Source organism: Streptomyces sp. HUAS MG56 (genome assembly GCF_058673395.1).
Genome location: NZ_CM178722.1, coordinates 5,371,942 through 5,396,770, shown reverse-complemented (window position 1 = coordinate 5,396,770; position 24,829 = coordinate 5,371,942). Strand labels below are relative to the sequence as shown.

The 24,829-nt window shown below is 73.0% G+C and carries 23 protein-coding genes and 1 tRNA gene; 12 read left to right on the top strand and 12 right to left on the bottom strand.

Going from position 1 to position 24,829, the window contains the following annotated elements:
• Positions 1–8: 8 nt before the first annotated feature.
• From AC4OXY_RS25600 to AC4OXY_RS25580, 5 genes are all read right to left on the bottom strand, one after another.
• Positions 9–2,000, bottom strand: coding sequence for a copper resistance CopC/CopD family protein (locus tag AC4OXY_RS25600; RefSeq protein ID WP_491991129.1), 1,992 nt, complete (start codon positions 1,998–2,000; stop codon positions 9–11).
• A 13-nt stretch (positions 2,001–2,013) separates the two neighbouring features.
• The gene (locus tag AC4OXY_RS25595) at positions 2,014–2,505 is read right to left on the bottom strand and encodes a copper chaperone PCu(A)C (RefSeq protein WP_362820632.1); all 492 of its coding nucleotides are present in this window, start codon (positions 2,503–2,505) and stop codon (positions 2,014–2,016) included.
• Complete coding sequence (locus AC4OXY_RS25590; protein WP_356032357.1) at positions 2,502–3,155, bottom strand: SCO family protein; 654 nt, start codon at positions 3,153–3,155, stop codon at positions 2,502–2,504. The genes AC4OXY_RS25595 and AC4OXY_RS25590 overlap by 4 nt, the downstream gene beginning before the upstream one ends.
• A 118-nt stretch (positions 3,156–3,273) precedes the next feature.
• Positions 3,274–4,011 (bottom strand): YcnI family copper-binding membrane protein, encoded by a 738-nt coding sequence (locus AC4OXY_RS25585; protein WP_362820628.1) that lies wholly within the window; start codon positions 4,009–4,011, stop codon positions 3,274–3,276.
• Between the two features lie 129 nt (positions 4,012–4,140).
• Entirely contained in the window at positions 4,141–4,995 is an 855-nt protein-coding gene (locus tag AC4OXY_RS25580) for a hypothetical protein (protein ID WP_491991128.1), read from the bottom strand.
• Between the two features lie 234 nt (positions 4,996–5,229).
• On the opposite strand from AC4OXY_RS25580, the gene AC4OXY_RS25575 reads away from it, so the two are divergent.
• On the top strand, positions 5,230–5,700 hold the full coding sequence (locus tag AC4OXY_RS25575) for an ATP-binding protein (RefSeq protein ID WP_356032351.1): 471 nt from the start codon (positions 5,230–5,232) through the stop codon (positions 5,698–5,700).
• 25 nt (positions 5,701–5,725) lie between these two features.
• Here the strand turns inward: AC4OXY_RS25575 and pdxR are convergent, their stop codons facing one another.
• The 3 genes from pdxR to AC4OXY_RS25560 all read right to left on the bottom strand — a co-directional run bounded on the left by pdxR (position 5,726) and on the right by AC4OXY_RS25560 (position 10,310).
• Complete coding sequence (pdxR, locus tag AC4OXY_RS25570) at positions 5,726–7,099, bottom strand: MocR-like pyridoxine biosynthesis transcription factor PdxR (RefSeq protein WP_491991127.1); 1,374 nt, start codon at positions 7,097–7,099, stop codon at positions 5,726–5,728.
• 67 nt (positions 7,100–7,166) lie between these two features.
• Positions 7,167–8,627, bottom strand: coding sequence for an aminopeptidase P family protein (locus AC4OXY_RS25565; RefSeq protein ID WP_491991126.1), 1,461 nt, complete (start codon positions 8,625–8,627; stop codon positions 7,167–7,169).
• 150 nt (positions 8,628–8,777) lie between these two features.
• A complete protein-coding gene (locus AC4OXY_RS25560; protein ID WP_491994639.1) occupies positions 8,778–10,310 on the bottom strand; it encodes a PP2C family protein-serine/threonine phosphatase in 1,533 nt (510 codons plus the stop codon).
• A 489-nt stretch (positions 10,311–10,799) separates the two neighbouring features.
• Here AC4OXY_RS25560 and AC4OXY_RS25555 point away from each other — a divergent pair, with 489 nt between their 5' ends.
• Together AC4OXY_RS25555 and AC4OXY_RS25550 are read left to right on the top strand one after the other, a co-directional pair.
• A complete protein-coding gene (locus tag AC4OXY_RS25555) occupies positions 10,800–11,465 on the top strand; it encodes a bifunctional DNA primase/polymerase (protein ID WP_356032346.1) in 666 nt (221 codons plus the stop codon).
• A gap of 174 nt (positions 11,466–11,639) precedes the next feature.
• Entirely contained in the window at positions 11,640–12,281 is a 642-nt protein-coding gene (locus tag AC4OXY_RS25550; RefSeq protein WP_402067323.1) for a hypothetical protein, read from the top strand.
• Between the two features lie 266 nt (positions 12,282–12,547).
• Here the strand turns inward: AC4OXY_RS25550 and AC4OXY_RS25545 are convergent, their stop codons facing one another.
• The 3 genes from AC4OXY_RS25545 to AC4OXY_RS25535 all read right to left on the bottom strand — a co-directional run bounded on the left by AC4OXY_RS25545 (position 12,548) and on the right by AC4OXY_RS25535 (position 15,225).
• Positions 12,548–13,510 (bottom strand): DUF5926 family protein, encoded by a 963-nt coding sequence (locus tag AC4OXY_RS25545; RefSeq protein ID WP_356032342.1) that lies wholly within the window; start codon positions 13,508–13,510, stop codon positions 12,548–12,550.
• A gap of 162 nt (positions 13,511–13,672) precedes the next feature.
• Positions 13,673–14,323: an ATP-binding protein gene (locus AC4OXY_RS25540; protein ID WP_356032340.1), complete on the bottom strand. Its 651-nt coding sequence runs from the start codon at positions 14,321–14,323 to the stop codon at positions 13,673–13,675.
• A 62-nt stretch (positions 14,324–14,385) separates the two neighbouring features.
• Positions 14,386–15,225, bottom strand: coding sequence for a glycerophosphodiester phosphodiesterase (locus AC4OXY_RS25535; RefSeq protein ID WP_376287869.1), 840 nt, complete (start codon positions 15,223–15,225; stop codon positions 14,386–14,388).
• Between the two features lie 260 nt (positions 15,226–15,485).
• Here AC4OXY_RS25535 and AC4OXY_RS25530 point away from each other — a divergent pair, with 260 nt between their 5' ends.
• Entirely contained in the window at positions 15,486–16,964 is a 1,479-nt protein-coding gene (locus tag AC4OXY_RS25530) for a S1C family serine protease (RefSeq protein WP_376287867.1), read from the top strand.
• Positions 16,965–17,086: 122 nt separating this feature from the next.
• A tRNA-Ser gene (locus AC4OXY_RS25525) sits at positions 17,087–17,173 on the top strand.
• A gap of 78 nt (positions 17,174–17,251) precedes the next feature.
• Here the strand turns inward: AC4OXY_RS25525 and AC4OXY_RS25520 are convergent.
• Entirely contained in the window at positions 17,252–18,124 is an 873-nt protein-coding gene (locus AC4OXY_RS25520) for a bifunctional DNA primase/polymerase (protein ID WP_356032334.1), read from the bottom strand.
• A 359-nt stretch (positions 18,125–18,483) separates the two neighbouring features.
• On the opposite strand from AC4OXY_RS25520, the gene AC4OXY_RS25515 reads away from it, so the two are divergent.
• The 7 genes from AC4OXY_RS25515 (at position 18,484) to AC4OXY_RS25485 (ending at position 24,700) form a co-directional block, all read left to right on the top strand.
• Positions 18,484–18,795 (top strand): hypothetical protein, encoded by a 312-nt coding sequence (locus AC4OXY_RS25515; RefSeq protein ID WP_356032332.1) that lies wholly within the window; start codon positions 18,484–18,486, stop codon positions 18,793–18,795.
• Between the two features lie 217 nt (positions 18,796–19,012).
• Complete coding sequence (locus tag AC4OXY_RS25510; RefSeq protein ID WP_491991125.1) at positions 19,013–20,191, top strand: acyl-CoA dehydrogenase family protein; 1,179 nt, start codon at positions 19,013–19,015, stop codon at positions 20,189–20,191.
• Positions 20,188–21,177 (top strand): bifunctional MaoC family dehydratase N-terminal/OB-fold nucleic acid binding domain-containing protein, encoded by a 990-nt coding sequence (locus AC4OXY_RS25505; RefSeq protein WP_356029872.1) that lies wholly within the window; start codon positions 20,188–20,190, stop codon positions 21,175–21,177. Before AC4OXY_RS25510 ends, AC4OXY_RS25505 begins: the two co-directional genes overlap by 4 nt.
• A gap of 1 nt (position 21,178) precedes the next feature.
• The gene (locus AC4OXY_RS25500) at positions 21,179–22,204 is read left to right on the top strand and encodes an acyl-CoA dehydrogenase family protein (RefSeq protein WP_491991124.1); all 1,026 of its coding nucleotides are present in this window, start codon (positions 21,179–21,181) and stop codon (positions 22,202–22,204) included.
• The gene (locus tag AC4OXY_RS25495; RefSeq protein ID WP_356029874.1) at positions 22,194–22,661 is read left to right on the top strand and encodes a MaoC family dehydratase; all 468 of its coding nucleotides are present in this window, start codon (positions 22,194–22,196) and stop codon (positions 22,659–22,661) included. The genes AC4OXY_RS25500 and AC4OXY_RS25495 overlap by 11 nt, the downstream gene beginning before the upstream one ends.
• Positions 22,658–23,824: a lipid-transfer protein gene (locus tag AC4OXY_RS25490; protein WP_491991123.1), complete on the top strand. Its 1,167-nt coding sequence runs from the start codon at positions 22,658–22,660 to the stop codon at positions 23,822–23,824. Before AC4OXY_RS25495 ends, AC4OXY_RS25490 begins: the two co-directional genes overlap by 4 nt.
• A gap of 282 nt (positions 23,825–24,106) precedes the next feature.
• Positions 24,107–24,700, top strand: a complete 594-nt coding sequence (locus tag AC4OXY_RS25485; RefSeq protein WP_362820616.1) for a SigE family RNA polymerase sigma factor — start codon at positions 24,107–24,109, stop codon at positions 24,698–24,700.
• The last annotated feature ends 129 nt before the right edge of the window (positions 24,701–24,829 follow it).

Below are 24,829 nucleotides of genomic sequence, written 5' to 3'. Positions count from 1 at the left end.
CGTGTGGTTCAGCCGATCTGCGCGTTCTTGGAGACGGTCACCTGGTCGATGTCGGAGGTCCGCACGGTGACGGCGATCTTCCAGTCGCCGGCCAGGGGGATCTGCACTCCGCTCGCCGACCAGTGGCCGGTGGTGATGTGCTCGGGGGTCACGGGAAGGGGGCCGATCTTCTTCGCCTCAAGGGTGAATTCGACCTTCACCTCAGGGATGTCGAAGGGCTTGCCGCTGGGGTTCTGGACATAGAGGTGCATCTCGTTCGCGCCCACGCCCGCGGGGTCGAGGTCGACGCTGATGACACCCTTGCCGTTGGTGCCGCCGGTGTCGAAGGGCATGTCCAGGGTCAGCGCGCCGTTCGTGGGCGCGGTGGCGGCACCGGCCGAGGAGGAGGTGGCGGCCTTGGCCTCCAGCTCGGTGCGGCCGGGCTCGGTCTGGGTCAGCCAGGTGGTCACGGCGAGCAGCACGACCGCGACGCCCGCCTCGGCGAGCACCGAGCGGCGCAGTCCGAAGCGGTGGGCGTCGCCGTCGCGCAGCCGCTTCTGCCGGGCGGCGGCCATGGCGGCCCGCTGCCGGGCGAGCTGCTCGGCCCGCTGCGGGTTGCCGCTCGTCCTGCCCTTGCCGGGGCTCTTACCGGCGCTCTTGTCGGCGGACTGCTTGGCCGCGCCGGTCGTCACCCGCTCCTTCTCGGCCTCCGTCGCCTTCTCCGCCTCGTCGGCGGCCGCCTCCTCCGCCTCGGTCTGCGCCCCCGCGACGGTGACGCCGGCGAGCCGCCGGGTCCAGCGCCGCGACACCGACGCGATGGCGACCATCACGGCCACCAGACCGATCTTGACCAGCAGCAGCTGGCCGTACCGGGTGTCGGTGAAGGCCGACCAGGAGCCGAGCTGACGCCAGGACTGATAGGTGCCGGTCGCGGCGAGCGTGACGACGGAGCAGAAGGCGAGCCGGGAGTAGCGGCGGACGGCGGCGGCCTCGACCGGTGTCTCGGCGGGCGCCCGGTACAGGGCGACCAGCAGCGCGGTGAGCCCGCCCAGCCAGGCGGCGACGGCGAGCAGATGGAGGACGTCGACGGGCATGGCGATGCCCGGCTGGAGACCGACCGAGGCGTGCTCGGCCATGGCCCAGCTGGTCGCGAGCCCGGCCGCCACGACCACTCCGCCGATCGCCAGCCCGAAGGTCAGATCGCGCTTCTCCTGGCCCTCGTCCCGCTTCGTGTAGGCGCCGAAGAGGACGGCGATGAAGAGCGCTGCGGCCGCGAGCAGCAACAGCCGGGAGACCAGGGCGGCGCCGGTCTTCGTCTGGAGCACCGGCCCGAGCAGCCCGAGGTCGAAGACGTCGCCGAACTTCCCGCTGGTGGTGTACGCGCCGCGCAGGAGCAGCAGCCACAGGGTGGCCGCGGTGAGCGTGAGCCAGCCGCCGACGACCAGGCGCTGCACGGGCCGTACGCCCGCGCCGCGCTGCCAGCAGGCGAGCACGAAGGCGGCGCCGCCCGCGAGCACGATGAAGCCGGCGTACGACGCGTACCGCCCGATCGCGTACAGCGCGCCCACGGTGCCGCCGCCCGCGGTCGGTCCGGTGCCGCTGACGACCGTCGGCGAGGGCGCCCCGACGGAGAAGGTGTAGGCGCCGGAGACGGGGTGGCTGTCGGCCGAGACGACCTGGTAGGTGACCGTGTAGGTGCCCTTGCCCAGCCCGCTCCTGAGCTTGACGGCGTACGTCGTCCCGCTCAGGTTGGCGGGCCTGCCGGTCTGCACCGGCTTGCCGCGGGGGTCGAGGACGCGCAGGGAGTCGTCGTTCATCGCCACCTTCTCGGAGAAGGTGAGCGCCACCTGGCCGGGTGCCTGCTTGACCACCACCCCCTGCGCCGGGTCGCTGCCGGTCAGCGCGGCGTGGGCGGAGGCCGGGGCGGCGCCCGCGAGCAGCACGCCGGCGACGGCGAACAGCAGCAGCACCAGGCTGCGCAGGGCGCCGCTCCTCCCCTTGGGGGTGATGGTCCGCGTCAAGGTGGTCCCTCCCTCAGTGGCCGGTCGCCGGGTTGTACGTGGCGGACCTCACCGGCATCTCGACGGTGAGGGGTCCGGACGTGGCGAAGGTGAGCTTCACGGTGACCGTCTGGCCCTGCTTCGGCCGGCGCTTCAGCTTCTCGAACATCAGATGGTTGCCACCGCTTTTGAACACGAGTTGACCGTGGGCGGGTATGGCGAAGGAGGTCTGCTCCTGCATGGTGCCGCCGGTGGTGCTGTGCATGGTGACCTGGCCGGCGACCTCGCTCGTCACCGAGGTCAGCTCCTCCTTGGCGCCGCCCTTGTTGGTGATCGTCAGAAAGCCGGCCGCCATGTCGGCGGCGACGGGCTGCGGCATGTACGGCCCGCTCACCGACAGTTCGGGCTTCGAAGAACCGGATCCGGAGCCGGACCCGGAGTCCGAGCAGCCGGCGAGGGCCAGCGCACCGGCGAGGGCGGCGGCCGTGCTCACCAGGGCGGAGCGGCGCGTCACGGGACGGTTCACGGATTGGCTCCCTTGACGAGCTTGGGCAGGTCCTTGGTGTAGTCGTCGACGGTGGCGTCCTCGCCGTAGAGGACGTAACCGCCGTTCGTCTTCGGCGAGAACGCCATGACCTGGGTGCCGTGGACGGAGACGAGCTTGCCGTTCTTGTCCTTCGTCGTCGGCTCCACGGAGATGCCGAGGGAGCGGGCGCCGGCCTGGATGGTGGCGAAGTCGCCGGTCAGGCCGATGAACTGGGGGTCGATGCCCTTGAGCCACGTGCCCAGTTCGGCGGGGGTGTCGCGGCCGGGGTCGGTGGTCACGAACACGACCCGGAGGTCGTCCTGCTCGGCCTTGGGCAGCGCCTTCTTGGCGACGGCGATGTTGCTCATCGTCGTCGGGCAGATGTCGGGGCAGTGCGTGTAGCCGAAGTAGACCAGGGTCGGGTGGCCCTGGGTCTCCTTGCGGAGGTCGTACTTCTTGCCGTGCGTGTCCGTGAGGACCATGTCCGGCTTGGCGAAGGGCTGGTCGAGCACGGTGGCGGGCTTGCCGGAGTCGGACTCCTGCGAGACCGCGGTGACCGGCGACTTGTCGTCGCCGCTGCCGCACGCGGAGAGGGCCAGGCCGGCGGTGGCGGCGAGCAGTACGGCCGCTGCGAACGTCTTCTTGCGCATAGAGAAATGTCCCAGATGTAAGAGCTCCGGTGCGCACCGGGGCCGGACGGGCGGGTCCTGCGGGCGGGCCGTACGAACCTGTCGTACGGCCCCGGTGCGCGCTCCGGAAGGAGGGGGGCTAGGCGGTCCGGCGGCGGCCCGCGAAGACGCCGTAGGCCACGCCCGCGGCGCCGACGACGATGCCGATGATGCCGAGCACGCGCGCGGTGGTGTCGGTGTCGTGCGCGCCGGAGTCCGTGGCGGCGGTCGCGGTCCCGGTCTTGTCGGAGGTGTCCTTGGCGTTCGCCGAGCCGCCGTGGCCGTCGGTCGCGGCGGACAGCTGGAGGACGGGGGCCGGGTTCTCCGGCTCGTCCTGGCCCGCCTGCGGCACCTCGATCCAGCGCACCACTTCCTTGTCGGAGTAGGTCTGGAGCGCCTTGAACACGAGCTGGTCGGTGTTGTCCGGCAGGGCGCCGAGAGAGAGCGGGAACTTCTGGAAGTAGCCGGGCTGGATGCCCTTGCCGTCGGCGGCGGTCCAGGTGACCTGGGAGACGGCCTCGTCGATCTTCTCGCCGTGCATGGTCAGCGGTTTGGCCAGCTTGGACTTGGTGACCTTCACGTTCCATCCGGCGATCGGCTCGGGCATGACCGAGGCGAGCGGGTGGTCCGTGGGGAAGGTGACCTCGACCTTGGTGGTCGAGGCGTTGTCGCGTTCGTTGGGGACCTTGAAGTCGACGACCGCGTAGCCGCCCCTGGCCGCGGCGCCCTCCGGCTGCACGGAGACGTGCGCGAAGGCGGGGGCGGACAGGGCGAGGACGGCCGTGCCCGCGACGGCGGTGGCGGCGGTGACCCGAGAGGCGATACGAGAAGCCTGCATGGCAGGAGCACTCCACTGGTGAGAGTTCCGGTGACGAAGAGAGGCACGCGTGCGTGCCGCGCGACGGCGGCCTCTTCACGGTCGGAACCGGGTTCCCGGTCGGAACCGGGGCGGAGTGCGCGCGTCGCGTCAGGCGGCGAGGAGGAAGGCGGCGGCGGGCGGGCCGCGCCGGATCACCGCGTGCCGGAGTGCGGTGGTGTGCGGGTCGGGTGCCTCGTCCCGGGCGGTACGACGGCCGCGCGGGAAGGGACCGGCGGCGGGCAGCAGCCCGGCACACAGGGCGCACGCCAGCGCGAGCGCCGCGCGCAGGGACCGTACGAGCGCTCCCTCGGCGACCCCGTGCGCCGACAGCTCGATCAGCCGCACCAGGGCCAGATCGCCGCGGCGCAGCAGCCAGCCGGCGGCGACGGCCGCGAGGACGTGGCCGAGCAGCATCGGCAGCGAGGGCAGCAGCCCCGCGGCGGAGCCGGTGGCACCGTGCGCGCCGGACAGGACGTGCAGGGCGGCGACGGGCCGGCCGGCGCGGTCGATGAGGCGCGCGTCGAGCAGCAGGTGGAAGGCGTGCCCGGGGGTGAGCGCGGCGGCGTTCGAGCCGCACAGCAGCCGGGCTGCGTTCTCGACGAGTGCGGTGTCGCTGAGCGACGAACCCGGCGCGCCGGACGCCCCCGGAGCGGTCATCACCATGCCGCCGGAGGCCATCGCGGCCCCGTGCTGGCCCAGCCCGAACAGCGCGTGCAGCGCGGTCTGGCCGAGCGCGAGCAGCGCGGCGATGCCGGGCAGCGAGCGGGCCCGCCCGGCGAGCGGCACCACCACCAGCAGACAGCCCAGGAACCCGGCCCCGAGCGTCCACAGCGGCACGCTCGCACAGGAGGCCAGGGCGTGTCCGCACGCGGCCAGCACGACACAGACCGCGGCGAACACCGCGGCCCGCAGGATCCGGAGCCCGGCTCCGGGGTGCGCCGTGCGCGCGTTTGGGGCAGTCATGGCGGCCTCATCATCGCACTGCCCTTGTCGGCTTCCTACGGCAGGGCGCGGGAGCCGGCCGGAGGCAGGACGCGGGAGCCGGCCCGCGCCAGCGCGCCCCGGCCGTCCCTCATACACCGATTCCTCCCGACGCGCATCGGCTGTATGGGCGGTGTCACGTCAACGATGTGCTTACGGCCCCCTATGGGCGGCAATAGGTATCGGTATGTCGAGCCGCGGCCAGGAGGCTGGAGCATGAGCATCTGGTGGTCACTCCATCTGCGTCGCGAAGCAGCGAGCGTGCCGCTCGCCCGGCGGTTGCTGATCGGCACCATGGAGACGGCGGGCGTCGACCCCGAGATCTCCTACGACCTGTCCGTCGCCCTGAGCGAGGCCTGCGCGAACGCGGTCGAGCACGGCGGGGACGGATCCCGGGACGGCTCGGTGGAGGCGTACCGGGTGACGGCGTACCTCGACGGCGAGAAGTGCCGTATCGAAGTGGCCGATTCGGGGCCGGGGTTCGGCCCGGGGTTCGGCCCGGGATTCAGCCGCACCCAGGACATCCGGCCCGCCCGCGCGGACGCCGAGCACGGCCGAGGGCTGTGTCTGATCCGGGAGCTGGCCGATCACGTGCACATCGGCGCCAAGCCGGGCCGGGGCGGGACGGTGGTCAGCTTCGACAAGATCCTCAAGTGGACGAAGGACCCGTCACTGCTGACGGCGTGACGGGTGGGCGCGCCGCAGCCGCCCGTCAGCCGTCCAGCACCTTCGCCAGCGCCTCCAGCGCCTCCGGATACGCCCGTTCCCGCGGTGTGCCGTAGCCGACGACCAGGCCCCGGGGGCGGTCGGCGGGGGCGCCGGGGGTGTGCCAGTGGTCGCCCAGGACGCCGAGGGCCAGGCCCTGCGCCTGCGCACGAGCGAGGGCCTCGGCCTCGTCGGGCACGTCGATCAGGGCGTGCAGTCCGGCCGCGATCCCGCGCACGCCCCGGCCCGTCCCCAGCCGGTCCAGCAGCTGGTCGCGGCGGCGCCGGTAGCGCAGCCGGCACGCGCGTACGTGCCGGTCGTAGGCGTGGCTGTCGATCAGCTCGGCGAGTGCGAGCTGGCCGATGGTCTCGGTGTGGTGGTCGCTGTGCAGCTTGGCGTCGGCGACCGCGTCGACCAGGTGCGCGGGCAGCACCATCCAGCCGAGGCGGAGAGCGGGGCCGAGGGTCTTGGAGGCGGTGCCCAGGTAGACCACCTGGCCCGGCGCCATGCCCTGGAGCGCGCCGACCGGCTGGCGGTCGTAGCGGAACTCGCCGTCGTAGTCGTCCTCGACGATCAGCCCGCCACGCGCGCGTGCCCAGTCGCCGAGCGCCCGCCGCCGCTCGGGGTGCAGGGTGACCCCGGTCGGGTACTGGTGTGCCGGCGTGACCACCACGGCGGCCGCCTCGCCCAGCTCCCCGGGGCGCACCCCGCGCGCGTCGACCGGCACCGGGCGCACGGTCCCGCCATTGCGCCGCACCACCTCCCGGTGGAACGGCAGCCCGGGGTCCTCCATGGCGACGGTGGCGCCGTCCAGCACACGCGTGAGGAGCGCGAGGCCCTGGACGTACCCGGAGGTGATGACGATCCGTTCCGGGGGCGCGACGACGCCGCGGGCCCGGCCCAGGTAACCCGACAAGGCCGTGCGCAGTTCGACGCGGCCGCGCGGGTCGCCGTAGTCGTACGCCAGGGACGGTGCCGTAGCGATGGCGCGGCGCAGCGCGCGCAGCCAGGCTGCGGCCGGGAACGCGCCGACGTCCGGGCTGCCCGGGCGCAGGTCGAAACGCGGCGCACGCGCGTGTGCGGCGGCCTGCGGGCCCGTGGCGTCCAGGGCGGGCGGCAGTGCGGCGACCCGGGTGCCCGAGCCCTGCCGCGCCGTCAGATAGCCCTCCGCCACCAGCTGGTCGTACGCCGCCTTCGCCGTGCCCCGGGAGACTCCGAGGTCGGCCGCGAGGCGCCGGGTGGCCGGCAACCGGGTCCCGGGCGCGAGCCGTCCGTCGCGGACGGCGTCCCTGAGTGCCCGCTCCAGCCCGATCCGACGGCCGTCCCCCGCGTCGGTCTCAAGATGCAGGTCCACACCCGCACCGGACCAGAAGTCGTCCACGAATACCCTCCCCCTAGGCATGCCAATGGCCGGGCGCCTCCCCGGCACCCGGCCATTGAAACGCAGATCAGCCCTTCAGCGAGGCCATCCACGCCTCGACCTCGTCGGACCGGCGCGGCAGCCCGGCCGAAAGGTTTCGGTTGCCGTCCTCGGTCACGAGGATGTCGTCCTCGATGCGGACGCCGATGCCCCGGTACTCCTCCGGCACCGTCAGGTCGTCGGCCTGGAAGTACAGGCCCGGCTCGACCGTCAGCACCATGCCCGACTCCAGCACACCCTCCACGTACGTCTCGGTGCGCGCGGCGGCGCAGTCGTGGACGTCCATGCCGAGCATGTGGCCGGTGCCGTGCAGGGTCCAGCGGCGCTGCAGGCCCAGCTCCAGGACGCGCTCGACCGGGCCCTCGACCAGGCCCCACTCGACGAGCTGCTCGGTGAGCACGCGCTGGGCGGCGTCGTGGAAGTCGCGGTACTTGGCGCCCGGCTGCACGGCCGCGATACCGGCCTCCTGGGCCTCGTAGACGGCGTCGTAGATCTTCTTCTGGATCTCGTTGTACGTGCCGTCGACCGGCAGCGTGCGCGTGACGTCGGCGGTGTAGAGCGTGTGGGTCTCCACGCCGGCGTCGAGCAGGAGCAGGTCGCCGGAGCGGACCGGGCCGTCGTTGCGGACCCAGTGCAGGGTGCAGGCGTGCGGGCCGGCGGCGCAGATGGAGCCGTAGCCGACGTCGTTGCCCTCCACGCGCGCGCGGAGGAAGAACGTGCCCTCGATGTAGCGCTCCGAGGTGGCCTGCGCCTTGTCCAGGACCCTGACGACGTCCTCGAAGCCGCGGACGGTCGAGTCGACGGCCTTCTGGAGCTCGCCGATCTCGAACTCGTCCTTGACCAGCCGGGCCTCGGAGAGGAAGACGCGCAGCTCCTCGTCGCGCTCGGCGGTGACCTTGTCGGTCAGGGCCGCCTCGATGCCGGCGTCGTAGCCGCGCACGACACGCACCGGGCCGGTGGCTTCGCGGAGCTTGTCGGTCAGCTCACGCACGTCGGCGGCCGGGATGCCGTAGAGCGCCTCGGACTCGGTGAGGGAGTGGCGGCGGCCGACCCACAGCTCGCCCTGGCCGGAGAGCCAGAACTCGCCGTTCTCGCGGTTCGAGCGGGGCAGGAGGTAGATCGTCTCCCGGTGGCCCTCGGCAGTGGGCTCCAGGACCAGAACGCCGTCCTCGGTCTGGTTGCCGGTGAGGTACGCGTACTCGACGGACGAGCGGAAGGAGTACTCGGTGTCGTTCGAGCGGGTCTTCAGGTTGCCCGCCGGGATCACCAGACGCTCGCCCGGGAAGCGGGCGGAGAGCGCGGCGCGGCGGCGCGCGGTCTCGGCGGCCTGCGCGATCGGCTTCAGGTCACGCAGCTCCGTGTCGGCCCAGCCGGACTGCATGTTCTCGGCCAGCTCGTCGGAGACGCCCGGGTACAGGCCGTTCTTCCGCTGCTTGATGGGCTCCTCGGACGCTTCTTCCGGGGTCTCCGGGTTGAGCTCGTCGGACACGTGATCCTCCTCGGTACGGCGTGTGATCTCCCCCGGCGGCCCACGTCGCTCGCGATCGTCTCCGAGCGGGGGCCTCCATCATCGTACGGTCGTACCGCGGGCGGACCAGGGTCGGATGACCTGCTATGCCCGGTCATGCATTCCGGACGCTCAGTCGAAGCGGGCCGCCAGCAGGACCACGTCCTCCTCGCTGTCGGCCGCGTCCAGGCCGTCCGGCAGGACGGTGCGCAGGACGTGGTCGGCGACCGCGTCGGGGTCGTGGCGCAGCGCGCGCGGGATGCTCGCGGCAGCCGTGTGCAGCCGGGCGAAGGCGCGGTCCATGGGGTCGCCGGTACGGTGCAGCAGTCCGTCGGTGTAGAGCAGGACCGTCTCTCCGGGCTCGGCCTGGATCTCCACGCTGGGCGCCTCCCAGCAGGCGAGCATGCCGAGCGGGGCGGAGACGGAGGTCTCGGCGAACTCGGTGCGCCGCCGGCCGATGAGCAGCGGCGGGCTGTGTCCGGCGCCGGCCAGGGTGACCTTGCGCAGGGTGGGCTCGCAGTAGGCGAACAGGGCGGTGGCCGAGCGGGCGGGTTCGGTCAGCCGCAGCAGCAGCTCCAGGTCGGACAGGACGGCGACCGGGTCCTCGCCCTCCATCACGGCGTACGCGCGCAGGGAGGCGCGCAGCCGGCCCATGGCGGCGACCGCGCTCGGGCCGGAGCCGGTGACCGAGCCGACGGACAGGCCGAGGGCGGCGTCGGGCAGCGGCAGCGCGTCGTACCAGTCGCCGCCGCCGCGCGGGCCGGTGCGGTGCCGGGCGGCGAGCTGGACGCCGGGCACGCGGGGCAGCCGGGCGGGCAGCAGTTCCGCGGTGATGGTCGCCACGCGCGCGCGTGCGCGCTCCACCTCCAGCAGCCGGGCCAGGTGCTCGGTGGCGTGCCGGACGTAGAGGCCGGTCAGGTGGCGCCGGCGCTCGTCGGGCTCGGCGGGTTCGTCGTAGAGCCAGACGGCGGCGCCGAGGCGGCCGGCGGACTCGCCGGCGAGGGGCAGGGCGTAGCTGGCGGCGTAGCCGAGGCGGGCGGCGACCTCGCGGTGGCGGGGGTCGAGGCCGTCCTCGGCGAGCAGGTCGGGGTGGGCGATCTCGGTGCCCGCGCCGGTGTCGTAGGGCAGGGCGCCGCGCGGGACGGTCTCGATGTGGCCGAGGTCGGCGCGGCCGAGGCCGAGGCCGAGGGTGGTGTGCGGGCCGAGTCCGTCGGCGGGCTCCAGGACGACGAGGCCGCGGCGGGCGCCGACGAGGGTCGATCCGGCGCGCAGCAGCTCGTGCAGGGCGGGTTCCAGCCGGTCCGTGCGGGACATGCGCTCGGTGAGTTCGTGCAGGGTGGTGAGGTCCGAGACCCAGCCGGCCAGCCGGTCCTGGAGGAGGGTGCCGGGGGCGGGGGCGCCCGGGGCGGGGGAGTCGGGCGCGGGGACGGAAGCGGCGTCCGTGGAGGAGGGGGCGTCCGGGGCGGGGGGAGTGGGCGCGACAGTGTGTGTGGGCGTCGGAACCGTTGAATCGATTCCAGCCACTTTCGGAGGGTGCGGGGCACTCATGGTGTCCGGCTTCCAGACCGGTGCGTATTGCTCAGAAGCATCGCAAACCCCCATGTCATTCTGCGCCGCTAGCAGTGTCTCCACATGTACACGCACTCGTGAGGGGATGTCCAGCATTGTCCTGCGGGGATTCCTGGTGTCCATGAGTCTGACGAGGTTTCCCCCGAACCCCTTGCCTTACTGCCAAGTTGGCTGAAAACTACCTCGGGTATCGGTTCATTGCGGTCGACTGGCCTTGCTCCACAGAGCGTCACAGCGGTCGTGATGGGTACGTACTCGGAGAAGGCCAGGGGTGGTTGGGGGCTACCCGGAACCTGGCGACGGACCCGGGCGTCATAGCCACCGACGGCCGAGCCCCATCCTCCCTGGCGGAGGCGGAGAGAAATACGCGCGACGGCAAAAACGCCATACTTCGCCACCCCTCACGCCGCAGCCGTGCTTTTGACCGACGCACTACGGACGCGGCCCATGCTCGACCCCTTGGGGATCCCCCTGCCGTGCGCGGGGGTGTGATGCGCCAATAGGTACGCACAGTGAAGTGATCGACACATGGTGTGATGTGGACCACGGTGTTGCCAGCGGTGCAACGGAAAGGAACGAGCGCTCATGCGCGAGATCCTCGGAAGGCGACGCAGGCTCCTGTCCAGGCGGAACGGCGGGGGACCTGAGCTGATCGACGCGGCCCTGACCTTCGCGACCGAGTGGCAGTGGCCGGTACTCCCGGGTGTGGCCCCGGCCCCGCGGGGGCGGGCCCGCTGCGGCTGCCCCGACCCTGAGTGCACAGTGCCCGGAGCGCACCCCTTCGACCCCGGCCTGCTCGCGGCCACCACCGACGCTCGCATGGTGCGCTGGTGGTGGACCAACCGGCCGAGCGCGCCGATCGTCCTCGCGACCGGGGGCAGGGCTCCCTGCGCGGTGAGCCTGCCGGCGCTCGCCGCCGCACACGCGCTCGCCCTGCTCGACCGCCGGGGCATGCGCCTCGGCCCGGTGATCGCCTCGCCCACCCGTTGGGCGCTGCTGGTCAAGCCGTACTCCATGGAGCAGCTGGGCGAGCTGCTCTACGCCAAGGACTTCGTCCCCGGCTCCCTGCGCTTCCACGGCGAGGGCGGCTATCTCGCCCTGCCCCCGTCCGAGACCGGCGAGGGCGCCGTCCGCTGGGAGCGCGCTCCGCTGCCCGGCTCGGCCGCACCCTGGGTGCCCGATGTGGAGGCGGTGGTCGACGCCGTGGTCGACGCCCTCACTCGTACGGGTGTGAGCGCGCCCGAGTTGTAGGGCTGTCGGCGCGGGTGCGGTGGTCGGGCCCCGCTCGCTCGTTATCTTCCGCACATGCTGCCAATTTCCGGGGGAAACCGACCATCCGGGGGAAACCGACCATCCGGGGAACACCGACGCCGCCCGCCACAGCGTGGCCGGCCGGACCCGCATACGCTCCGTCTGCTCGCCCTCATGGGCGTCGTGACGGCCGCGGTCGCGCTGCCGCTGGCCGTGGCGTCCGCCGGGCAGGTGGACGAGAAGGCCCACCACGTGGCGGGTGACCAGTCACAGGACGCCGGGCACCCGCCGGTGCCGGGACAGGACGACGCCCTGCGACGCTCCGGGAACGGGCATGCGGGCGGGTCCGCGCACGCGGGAGGGGACGGGGACGCCAAGGTCCCCTCCTCCGACGTCTCTCCCCGGCTGCTCGGGCTCGGCCTCGCCACCGCCGCCCGCTGCGGCCCCGCGCTCACCTCGCCCGACGGCATCGAGGCGCAGACCTGTGTGCTGACCCAGGGAGCGGAGACCTGGGCGCGCACCTACTACCGCAACGCCACCGGCACGTCGCTCGACTCCGTGCTGAGCCTGATGGGCCCGGGCGGACACAGTCTTGAGATGCGCTGTGTCACCGGCGCCGACGACGAGCCCGCCACCTGCGAGACGCCCCGTGAGCCCAGCCGGGGCGGAGCGGACGCCTACACGGCCGTCACCGAGTTCGCGAAGCACGGGGACGACGGTGGCCTGCTGCTGCGTTCGGGCAGCGATCCGGCGAACTCCGGGGACGGGTCCGCGGGCGACGCCGCGGCCGACTCCGGGGATCCGACGGCGAGTTGATGCCCGGCTGCGGAACGTCCGCCGCATGCGGACGGAGCGGCCGGGATCACGCGGACATGGAAAGACCCGGTTGCTGGCGACGGGGGATGCACCAGCAACCGGGATACGGGAACGGTAACAAGAGATCGCCGGTTCGCAAATTCCGGCTGGGGCATTCGGCCACCGATTCCCCTGCTGCGACGGCGAGTTGTGACAGGAGTCACCCGTGCCGGAGGTCGTCGTCACGGCTGACCGACCAGTCAGCCGTGACGCCCGCGAGGGGGGCCTCAGCTGAGCGTGACCTGCCGGTTGGTCAGACCGCCGCGGGCCCGGCGCTCGTCCGCGGTGAGCGGTTCGGCGGTGGCGAGGGCGGCGGCGAGCCGCTCGGCGAACTCGGCGGCCGGCTTCTCCACGTCCTCGGCCGACATCCCGCTCGGCAGGTCCCAGACCGGAACCGTGAGCCCGTGAGCACGGAAGGAGCCCACGAGCCGGGTGCCCTCGCCCAGGCTGGAGCGGCCCGCGGCGTGCAGTCGCGCGAGAGCGTCCAGAAGCTGCTCCTCGGGATGCGGCATCACCCACCGCAGATGGTTCTTCTCCGGCGTTTCGCACCAGTACGCCGCGTCCACGCCGGACAGCTTCGCCGTCGGGATCGCGGCGGCGTTGGCCCGCTCCAGGGAGGCGGCCACGTCCGGGGCGGCGTTCTCCGCGTCCGGCACCCAGAACTCGAAGCCGCTGTGCACGACCGGCTCGAACGGCGCGTCGGCGTCGAGCAGGTCCTGGAGCCGGGGGCCCTCGGCGGGGGCGCGGCGGCCCTGCACGGGCGTGCCCGGCTGCGCTTCGAGCGCCCGCAGGAGCGTGTCCGCGAGGTCGCGGCTGATGTCGCCGGACGCCGTGTCGTTCTGCAGGCCGAGCAGGATCGAGCCGTCGTCGCGGCGCAGCGCGGGCCAGGCCATCGGCAGCACCGTGGCGAGCGTGACCGACGGAACGCCCTCGGGCAGGCCGTCCTTGAGGGTCAGCTCGACCGTCGCGGCCGGGACCAGCTCGCGCAGTGCGACCCAGTCGCCCTCGCCCCCGAGGCCCTCGAAGGGGCGGTGCACCAGCTCGGTCACCGCGTGCGCGGCGGCCCGGCCGTGGCACGCCTTGTAGCGCCGGCCGCTGCCGCAGGGGCAGGGCTCGCGGGCGCCGACAACCGGGATCTCTCCGTCCGTGATCTGTGGCTTGGCCTTCGTCTGGGGTCGCTTCTTGGCCATCGTGGGTGTCTCCCGGTTACGGCTGTTCTCGTACGGGCGCGAGCCTAGCCTCTTCGGCCATCGCCGACGGGAACCTGTGGACAACGCACGCGCGCTCGACGCCAGTGGTGTGAACCTGCGGAGGGCCAAAGGGACCTGACGGGCCGGATCCCGGTCCGCGGCTCAGTCCAGATCGTCGAAGGCGTCCGCGAAGTCCAGGCCGGCCATCTCCATGTCCATGCCGGTGAGTACGGGGGCCGTGACGCGCGTAGCGAAACCGCCGCGCCGGCACCCGGCATCGGGATCGTGGACGTCCTCGTGGACCACCACCCAGACCGTCACCTCGCCCCGGATGTCGTCCCGTACGCCCCAGTCGTCGGCGAGGGCCGTGATGATGTTGAGCCCGCGGCCGCCGTGCGCCGTCACCGACGGCGTGGCCGGTGCCGGGCGGGTCGGACCGCCGCCGTCCGTCACCTCGACGGTGAGCCGCCCGCGCGGATCGACGCGCCACGCGGCACGCACGTCGCCGTCACCGGCCGGTGCGTCACCGAGGGGCCGCCCGTGTCTGCAGGCGTTGCTGAGCAGTTCCGAAAGGATCAGTACGGCGTCGTCGATGACCGACTCCGACACGCCGCCGCTGCGCAGCTGCGCGCGCATCCGGTGCCTCGCCTTCCCCACGCCCGCAGGGCCATGGGGTACGGCCATGCTCGACGACGTGGGCACCTCCTGTGCCACCACCAACGCCACCCCCGAGACCTCCTTCGCCCCACGCCACGGTGTGGATGCCCCTTGGACCTGTGGGGGAAACCGGCCAATCCCCTTCCGGTGACGCATTCGTAACGCTCACGTACGGAGCGAATGCGCCGGTGCACTCCCTGTGACGAAGGCGTCCGGGGTCACCTGCGGTTCAGCTGTCGCAGCACCGCGCGCGGGCGGTTGGTGATGATCGCGTCGATGCCCAGCTCGACGCAGAGGTCGACGTCCTCGGGCTCGTTCACGGTCCAGACGTGCACCTGGTGGCCGGTTCGTTTCAGCCGCTCCACGTACGCGGGGTTGTTGCGCACGATGCGGATCGAGGGACCGGCGATCCCCACGCCCGCGGGCAGCCGCCCGTCGCGCAGCCGCGGTGTGAGGAACTGCACGAGGTAGACCGTCGGCAGTGTCGGGGCGCCGACACGCACGCGATGCAGCGAGCGTGCCGAGAAGCTCATGATCCGCACCGGGGACTCGGCGGCGGAGACCGGCGCGTCCAGTCCGAACCGCTTCAGCAGCGTCAGCAGCCGCTCCTCGACCTGCCCGGCCCAGCGCGTGGGGTGCTTGGTCTCGATGGCCAGTTCAACCCGCCGCCCGGCGTCCGAGACCAGTTCCAGCAGCCGCTCCAGGGTGAGCACCGAGGTCTCCGCGCGGTCCTCCGGGCTGTGCTCCCAGTCGGGCTCCTCGCTGTCGGCGGCCCGGCCGCGCCAGGTCTCGCGGGTCTTGCGGGAGCCGAAGTCGAGGGTGGCGAGATCGGCCAGCTCCAGGGCGGAGACGGCCCCGCGGCCGTTGGAGGTACGGTTCACCCGGCGGTCGTGGACGCAGACCAGGTGGCCGTCGGCGGTCAGTCGTACGTCGCATTCGAGGGCGTCGGCGCCGTCCTCGATGGCCTTCTTGTAGGCGGCCAGGGTGTGTTCGGGCGCGTCCTCGGAGGCGCCCCGGTGGGCGACGACCTGGACGGAGCGCTGTGGTGCGTGGGTCACCGCGTCATCGTGCCACCGTCCGGTGGCGCTCGGGGTGGTGAGGGAATCCCCAATGCAGGGCTATGTAACTTTTGTCGGAAAAACCTTATATAAAGACTGGCCCTGGACCCACAGCCACCGCTTATGGTGCTCTGACGGCCCGTGGGAAAAGCTGTCTCCATACAAACGGAACAGCGAAGACCGAACACAGCACCACGCAAAGCTGCCGAGCGTGACCGAGTGCGACCGACAACACCAGCCGTGGATCGAGGAGAAGAGCTGTGAGCACCGAGAACGAGGGCAACGAGGTACCCGCGGCCCCGTCCGCACCTCCTGTGCCGGTGGCCTCTTCCGCCGCTTCCCCGCAGAGCCCCGCGCCCGACGGGAACGCGCCGACCACCCCCCTCCCGCCGCTCCCCGGGGACGCCCCGGCCGGCCCGGCCCCCGAAGCCGCCGCGGCACACCCCTCCGGCCCGGCCCCCGACGGCTCCTGGCCGCCCCCGCGGCCCGCCGCCCCACCGCACCCCGAGACCCCGTCCTACGGCGACGCGGGCGCGGGCGGTGCCGGCGGCTTCGGCGGCCCGGGTGCCCCCGTCTGGGGCGCGGCGTACCAGCAGCCCGCCCCGAAGCCGCGCGGGCGCGGCGGCCTCGTCGCCGCGGTCCTGGTGGCCGCGCTGGTCGCGGGCGGCCTGGGCGGCGGCCTCGGCTACACCCTGGCCAAGAACCACGACGACAGCGGCTCCACCACCGTCTCCGCCTCCGACAGCGGCGGCGCCACGCAGGTCAAGCGCGCGCCCGGCACGATCGCCAGCGTGGCCGCCAAGTCGCTGCCCAGCACGGTCACCATCGAGGCCCAGGGCACCAACGGCGACGGCGGCACCGGCACGGGCTTCGTGTTCGACACCCAGGGCCACATCATCACCAACAACCACGTGGTGGCGGACGCGCTGAACGGGGGCAAGCTGACCGCGACGTTCCCGAACGGCAAGAAGTACGACGCCGAGGTCGTCGGCCATGCCCAGGGCTACGACGTGGCGGTCGTCAAGCTCAAGAACCCCCCGTCGGACCTCAAGCCCCTCCCGCTCGGCGACTCCGACAAGGTGGTCGTCGGCGACGAGACGATCGCCATCGGCGCCCCCTTCGGCCTGTCCAACACGGTGACGACCGGCATCATCAGCGCCAAGAACCGCCCGGTGGCCTCCAGCGACGGCAGCTCCAGCAGCAAGGCGTCGTACATGAGCGCCCTCCAGACCGACGCGCCGATCAACCCGGGCAACTCCGGCGGACCGCTGCTGGACGGCTCGGGCGCGGTCATCGGCATCAACTCCGCGATCCAGTCGACCAACAGCGGCGGCGGCTTCGGCGGCTCCGGGCAGTCCGGCTCGATCGGCCTGGGCTTCGCCATCCCGATCGACCAGGCCAAGTACGTCGCCCAGCAGCTGATCAAGACCGGCAAGCCGGTGTACGCGAAGATCGGCGCGTCCGTCTCGCTGGAGGACTCCAGCGACGGCGCGAAGATCACCGACCAGGGCACGGCCGGTTCCGCCGCGGTCGAGTCGGGCGGCCCCGCCGACAAGGCGGGCCTGAAGCCCGGCGACGTGATCACCAAGCTGGACGACATGGTGATCGACAGCGGCCCGACCCTGATCGGCGAGATCTGGACCCACAAGCCCGGCGACAAGGTGACGATCACCTACAAGCGGGGCGGCCAGGAGCACACGGTGGACCTGACCCTGGGCGCCCGGGCGGGCGACAGCTGACCCACCGCCGGCACCGGCACGCGCGTGTGACCGCCTCCCGGGCCCGGTACCGGACCACGGCGCCCGCCGAACGCCCGCTCCCGGTACGCTGTTACCCGCTCCGTCCCAGGTGGACGGCGCGGGGAGGCGTGCCCGAGCGGCCGAAGGGAACGGTCTTGAAAACCGTCGTGGCAGCGATGTCACCGTGGGTTCAAATCCCACCGCCTCCGCACAGTTCGTAGATGTGCAGGTCAGAAGGGGCGCCCCGGTGCGGGGCGCCCCTTTTCCGTGCCCGGTTCACGGCTGGTTCACGGTCGGTGTCCCGTCATCCGGGCCGCCGAGGCGATCGTCGCGCGGGCCTCGCGTTCCGTCAGGCCGGTGCCCCGGGCCGCCTCGGTCAGGGCGTCCGTGAGGGCGGGGCCGAGGCCGTTCTCGTAGGCGCGGCAGGCCGCCCAGAACAGGCGGGTGTTGCGCTGGCCCTCGTGGGCGGAGAGGACGAACTGGATCAGGCCGCGGCCGTGGTCGCCGGGGACGGCCGGGGCCGGGTGCGGGGCGCGCGGCGGGGGCAGGAGCAGGCGCAGGAGGGACGGCGGGCAGGGGGCCGGGGCCAGGTGCGCGGTGCCCGGCGCGGCGGTGTAGACGCCGTGGTCGGTGCGTGAACCGGGGCCCACGAGGTAGCCGCCGGCGCCCCGGATGTCGATGCCGGGGGCGAGGCGGCCGGCCGAGTTGGGTACGACGGCGTCCGGCGGGCCGGTGAGCCACAGATGGCGGCCGCCGCTCGGGGTCCGGACGACGACCGTCTCCGGAATCGTGAACAGATGCCGCAGGGCCAGTTCGCGCAGGGCGGCCGAGGAGTCCGTGCCGGACTTGGTGTCCAGGTCGACGCCGATCAGGTGGTACGGGGGCAGCCCGCAGGCGATGCCGTAGCCGGTGGCCCAGGGGGCGGCGGCGAACAGCGCGCGGATGCGGGCGGGGTCGGCCGAGGCGTCGTACACGCCGTGGCCGAAGCGGCCGCACGCGCCGTGGCAGCGCGCTCCGGCCGGGTCGGGGTCGTCGCGGTGGGGGGAGCGCAGGGCCGGGAGCTTCGTCCGGGACAGCGGGATGACGGCCAGGCCGCGTTCGGCGGCGGACAGCGCGTGTGCGAGGGCCAGGGTCGTGGCCTGCCGGTCGGTGGTGGCCATGGATCCATGTTCGTACGTGCGTTCGAAAAAGGGAAGGGGGTGCGTTCGGTGTGCGGGCGGAGCCGGTGGTGGGGCGCGGCGCGCGGCGGAACGGTTCACCCCTTGTGCCGCTTGGGGTGTGAAAGTGCCGACGCGCGCCTCCTGGGTGGAGAGGAGACGAATAGTGGCGATAGGGGTTTATCGACTTGTCCTCACGCTTGCGTGCTAATCGGGGCTTCCCGGGTGGTTCGCCGGGGATTCGGTGGGCAACTCTTGATTCGCGACGTCGTCCACGAAGTCGAGGCAGTCGGCCAACTGCCCTGACACCAGCCACAGTTCACAAACGTCCGGCCTCTCGGGCCGCTTTCTGGAGGAACAAGATGGCAAGCATCCGTACCGCCCGCGTTGTCGCCGCCGTCGCTGCTCTCCCGCTCGCCGCCGCCCTGTTCAGCGGTGTCGCCGCCGCAGACAACGGCGCCATCGCGGGTCACGGATCGAACGCCGGTGTGGCGAGCGTCATCGGCAGCGGTGTCGGCCACGACAACTTCGGCAACTCGTCGACCACCCAGCAGAGCGCGGTCGGCGACGGCGCGTCGAACCGGAGCAACACCGCTCAGGTCAACGGTTCCGCCTTCACCGCCCTCCAGCAGGGCAATGACGACGTGTCCGTCAACTTCGCCAACCTCTGGTGAGCCCGGGACGAGGTCCCTCCCGGTGAGGGCCCTCGTGGGGTGTGCTTCGGGGTCGTAACACGTCGCGCGGCGGCACTTCGGTGCCGCCGCGTCGGCGTTTCCCGGGGAGTCGGGAGTCCGGGCCCGGGCTGTGGCGTCGGCGACCTTGACACCTCCTCGTATCTGACGGACAGTCAGAAACCTTCCCGGGAAGGTCCGCGAGGCAGGGAGGCCCGCCGTGCACCTCGCCCCCACGGAGCGACAGCAGCGCCTGCGCGCCGAACTGCGCGCCTACTTCCGGACCGTGCTGCCCGAGCGCGGCGAACCCGCCGACTCACGCGCCCTGTTGCGCCGCATCGGCGCCGACGGCTGGCTGGGGCTCGGCTGGCCGGTCGAGTACGGGGGACAGGGGCGGGGCGCGGACGAGCAGTTCGTGTTCTTCGACGAGGCCCACCGGGCCGGCGCCCCGGTCTCCATGGTGACGCTCAACACCGTCGGGCCCACTCTCATGCGGTACGGCAGCGCGGAGCAGAAGGCCCGCTTCCTGCCCCGGATCCTCAGCGGCGAGGCCGTCTTCGCGATCGGCTACACCGAGCCCTCGGCCGGCACCGACCTCGCCTCGCTGCGCACCCGGGCCGTGCGGGAGGGCGACGGCTGGCGCGTCGACGGCCAGAAGATCTTCACCTCGGGCGCCCAGCACGCCGACTGGATCTGGCTCGCCTGCCGCACCGACCCCGAGGCGCCCCGGCACCGGGGCATCTCGATCCTCCTCGTCCCGACCGACGAGCCCGGGTTCTCCTGGACGCCGATCGAGACGGTGGGCGGGCAGACGACGACGGCCACCTACTACGACGGCGTCCGCGTCCCCGCCCGGAACCTGGTCGGCACCGAGCACGAGGGCTGGTCGCTGATCACCGGCCAGCTCAACCACGAACGCGTCGCGCTCGCCGCGCTCGGCATGCAGGCCGAGGAGTGTCTCGAAGCCGCGCTCGCCGCCGCCCGTACACCCGATCCAGTGAATCTGCGCCGCCGGATCGACGAGCCCTGGGTGCGTCTGCGGGCCGCCGAGGCACATGCCCGCCTGGCGGCGAACCGCCTGCTCAGCTGGCGTTTGGTGGCGGACGTGGGGGCGGGCCGACTGGCTCCCGGCGAGGCGAGCGGCGTGAAATTCGCGGGAACGGAATCGACTGTCGCGACGTATCGCATGTGTCAGGAGATCGCGGGCGAGGCGGGACTGGTCCGCGCGGGTTCCCCGGGGGTCTTCGGGGACGGCGAGCTGGAGCGGCTGAACAGGGCGGCACAGATCAACACGTTCGGGGGCGGGGTGAGCGAGGTGCAGCGGGAGATCGTCGCGACGACGCGGCTCGGGATGGCACGGACGGCGCGAGCGGCCGGGACGCGGAGGGGACAGCGGTGAGCGCGCGGGTCCCGGAGGGGACGGAGGCAAGCGCGCGGGTTCCGGAGGCGGACGAGCTGGGCGCCCGGCTCGCGGGGTACGCAGGGCGGGCGGCCGCCGTCGCCGCCGTGGGCAAGGACCCGGTGAACCTGCCGATGATCCGGCACTGGTGCGAGGCGATGGGCGACACCAACCCGGTGTACGCGGGCCCGGGCGCCGTCGCCCCGCCCACCATGCTCCAGGCCTGGACGATGGGCGGCCTGTCCGGACACGCGGGGCGCACGGGCGCCTACGACGAACTGATCGGCCTGCTCGACGCGGCGGGCTGCACGTCCGTGGTGGCCACCGACTGCGAGCAGGAGTATCTGCGGCCCCTGCGCCCGGACGACGAGGTGGCCTTCGACACGGTGATCGAGGCGGTGTCGGAGCGGAAGACGACGAAGCTGGGCACGGGCTACTTCGTGACCACCCGCACCGACGTCCGGGTCGCCGGCGAGCTGGTGGGCACGCACCGCTTCCGCATCCTCAAGTACGCCCCCGCGCACCGGAATCCGCCCGCTCCGCGCCCCCGGCGCCCGCGCCCGGTGGTCAACCGGGACAACGCGGGCTTCTGGGAGGGCGTGGCCGGGCACCGGCTGCTGATCCAGCGCTGCACGGACTGCGGCACCCTGCGCCACCCCTGGCTGCCGGGCTGCAACGCCTGCGGCTGCCCGGAGTGGGACACGGTCGAGGCGAGCGGCGAGGGCACGGTCCACTCGTACGTGGTGATGCACCATCCGCCCTTCCCGGCCTTCGATCCGCCGTACGCGGTCGGCCTGATCCAGCTCGCCGAGGGCGTGCGGATGGTGAGCAACGTGGTCGGGGTGCCGTACGACAAGGTGCGCATCGGGCTGCCGGTCCGGGTGGAGTTCCGCCGCTACGAGGACGCCGGGGACGCCGGGAACGCCGGGGGCGACGAGGGCGCGCTGGTCCTGCCGGTCTTCCGGATCGTCGAGGGAGAGGGCTGACATGGACTTCACGCCCACCGAGGCCCAGGCCGGGGCCCGTGACCTGGCCGCGCGGATCTTCGGCGACCTGGCCGGCCCCGACCGGCTGAAGGCGGCCGGGACCGGCAGCGACCCGGAGCTCTGGCAGGCCCTGTGCGTGGCGGGCCTGGTCGGCGCGGTGACGGACCTGGGCCTGCTCGGGCTGGTGCTGCTCCTGGAGGAACAGGGGCGGACGACGGCCCAGGTGCCGTACGCGGCGAGCTGTGTGTACGGCCTGCTGGCCCTCACCGCGCACGGCAGCGACGCGCAGCGCGGCGCGCTGCTCCCGGCGGTCGAGGACGGCTCGGCCGTGGTGGCCGGGGCGCTTCCCGCGCAGGGTGCGGTGCATGCCTCGGCGCGCGGGGAGCTGACCGGCACGGTCCCGGTCGTGCCGTGGCTGCGGGACGCCACCCATGTGCTGGTCGCCGACGCCGGCCGCGGGCTGTGGCTCGTCCCGCTCGGTTCGGGCACGGCCGTCACCCCGGTCGAGCTGACGGCACCCTGGTCGGCGGGGAGACTGACCCTCGACCGGGCACCCGCCGAGCCGGTGGGCGGCCCGGAGGCCCATGCCGACGTCCTCGCCACCGCCCGTACGGCCTTCGCCGGGCTCCAGGCCGGGGTGTGCGCGGGCTCGCTGGCGCGGGCCGTGGCGCATGTGGGCGCCCGTGAGCAGTTCGGGCGCCCGCTCGCCACCCGGCAGGCCGTCCAACTGCGCGCCGCCGACGCCCACATGGACATCGAGGCGATCCGGGTGACGGCCTACGAGGCGGCCTGGCGGCGGGACGCCGGGCTGCCGTACGCCACGCACGCGCTGACCGCGGCCTGGTGGGCGTCCGAGGCGGGACACCGTGTGGTCCACACGGGCCAGCACCTGCACGGCGGGGCGGGAGCCGACCTCGACCATCCGGTGCACCGGCACTTCCTGTGGGGCCGGCAGCTGGACGCGTATCTGGGCTGCGGGACCGAAGTGCTCCAGGAACTGGGGGAGTTGATCGCGCATGGCGAGTGAGGGCGCGGCGGCGCCGCGGGTGGGTGCCGAGCTGCCGCCGCTGGAGATCCCGGTCACGCGCACGCTGATCGTGGCGGGGGCGATCGCGTCCCGCGACTACCAGGACGTGCACCACGACGCGGAGCTGGCCCGGCAGAAGGGCTCGCCGGACATCTTCATGAACATCCTGACGACGAACGGCCTCGTCGGCAGATACATCACCGACCACTTCGGGCCGTCGGCGGTGCTCCGCAAGGTCGCCATCCGGCTGGGCGCGCCCAACTACCCGGGGGACACGATGGTGTTGACGGGCCGGATCGAGGAGCTCGTCGAAGGGGACGACGGCGACACGGCGACCGTGCGGGTCGTCGGCGCCAACGGCATCGGCAGGCATGTGACCGGGACGGTGACGGTCACCCTCCCCGGCGGGGGCACGTCTCCCGGCGCGGGCACGTATCCCGGCGGAGGTGCGTCATGAGCGCGCGGACGCGGGACACCCTGGGCGGCCGTGCGGCGATCGCCGGGATCGGGGCCACCGCGTTCTCCAAGGACTCGGGGCGCAGTGAGCTGCGGCTGGCGGTGGAGGCGGTGCGGGCCGCGCTGGACGACGCGGGCCTGGCGCCGGCCGACGTGGACGGGATGGTGACGTTCACGATGGACACGAGCCCGGAGATCACCGTGGCCCAGGCCTGCGGGATGGGCGAGCTGTCCTTCTTCTCCCGGGTCCACTACGGCGGCGGCGCGGCCTGCGCGACCGTCCTGCAGGCGGCGCTCGCGGTGACGACGGGCGTGGCGGAGGTGGTGGTGTGCTACCGCGCCTTCAACGAGCGCTCGGGCCGCAGATTCGGCGCGGGCGTGCAGCACCGGGAGCCGTCGGCGGAGGGGGCGGCGCTCGGCTGGGTGCTGCCGTTCGGGCTGCTCACCCCGGCCTCCTGGGTGGCGATGGCGGCCCAGCGGTATCTGCACACGTACGGACTGACGCCGGAGGTGTTCGGGCACGTGGCCGTGGTGGACCGCATGTACGCGGCGACCAACCCGGCGGCGTACTTCCACGGCCGTCCCCTCACCCTCGCCGAGCACGCCGCGTCCCGCTGGATCGTGGAGCCGCTGCGACTGCTCGACTGCTGCCAGGAGACCGACGGCGGGCAGGCGCTTGTCGTCACCTCGGTGGAGCGGGCCCGGGACCTGCGGCATCCCCCGGCCGTGATCACGGCGGCCGCGCAGGGAGCCGGGCGGGCACAGGAGCAGATGACCAGCTTCTACCGGGACGACCTGACCGGCCTGCCGGAGATGGGCGTGGTGGCCCGCCGGCTGTGGCGGGCCTGCGGCCTCGGCCCGGCCGACATCGACGTGGGGATCCTGTACGACCACTTCACCCCGTTCGTGCTGATGCAGCTGGAGGAGTTCGGCTTCTGCGGGAGGGGGGAGGCAGCCGGTTTCGTCGCCGAGGAGCGGCTGCCGCTGAACACACACGGGGGCCAGCTGGGGGAGGCGTATCTGCACGGTATGAACGGCATCGCGGAGGCGGTGCGCCAGTTGCGCGGCACGGCGGTCAACCAGATACCGGGCGCGTCCCGCACCCTGGTGACGGCGGGCACCGGGGTTCCGACGTCGGGGCTGGTCCTGACGTCGGACGGGTGAGCCGAGGGACGTCGGCGACCGCGGGCCAGGGCGTCGGCGACGGCAGCCAGGGCGCCGGTGACCGCGGGCCACGGGGGGCGCGGGGGCGCGGGGATCGTCGAGCCCCGGCGGCCGCCCACGCCCCGCCTCAGGGTCCGACTCAGGGTCGAACCCGCAGACCGGGTGTAGTCGTACTCCACCTTCAGGAGGTGGAGCCCGCCCCACCCCTACAACCTGAGGGGGACGCCGCTTCGGGACCTGCGGGCGATCCGCCGGGGCGGCTCCCGCTCATAGCGTGGAGCCATGACCACACCCGTCTGCACCAGCGCCTCGGCTGCCGCCGCACCAGCGGGACAGACCCTCCCCCACGCCCGAGTGCGCCAGGGCGGCGCTGCCCCCACGTACCCGTCGTTCGCGTCGTACGTCCGGGCCCGCCAGCCGGTCCTGCTGCGCACCGCACGCTCGCTGACCGCGAACCCGAGCGATGCCGAGGACCTGTTGCAGACCGCGCTCGCCAAGACGTACGTGGCCTGGGACCGGATCGAGGACCAGCGGGCGCTGGACGGCTATGTGCGCCGTGCGCTGCTGAACACCCGTACCTCGCAGTGGCGCAAGCGCAAGGTGGACGAGTTCTGCTGCGACGAGCTGCCCGAGCCGGAGCCGGTGCCCGGCGACGACGACCCGGCCGAGCGGCAGGCGCTGCGCGACGCCATGTGGCGGGCGATCATGAAACTGCCGGCGCGGCAGCGGGCGATGGTCGTCCTGCGGTACTACGAGGACCTCAGCGAGGTCCAGACCGCCGAGGTGCTCGGCGTGTCGGTGGGCACGGTGAAGTCGGCGGTGTCGCGCGCGCTCGGCAAGCTGCGCGAGGACCCGGAGCTGGGCCTCGCCCGCTAGCCCGGCACCCCACCCGCACCCTCACCGGCGTCGAGTTCCCGTTCGCGTGGTGACGTACTCCCTAGTGACATACCGCGCGGTATGTGAGCAGAATCTGCCCTACCCCTACTGCCGCGCAGGGCAACGCCG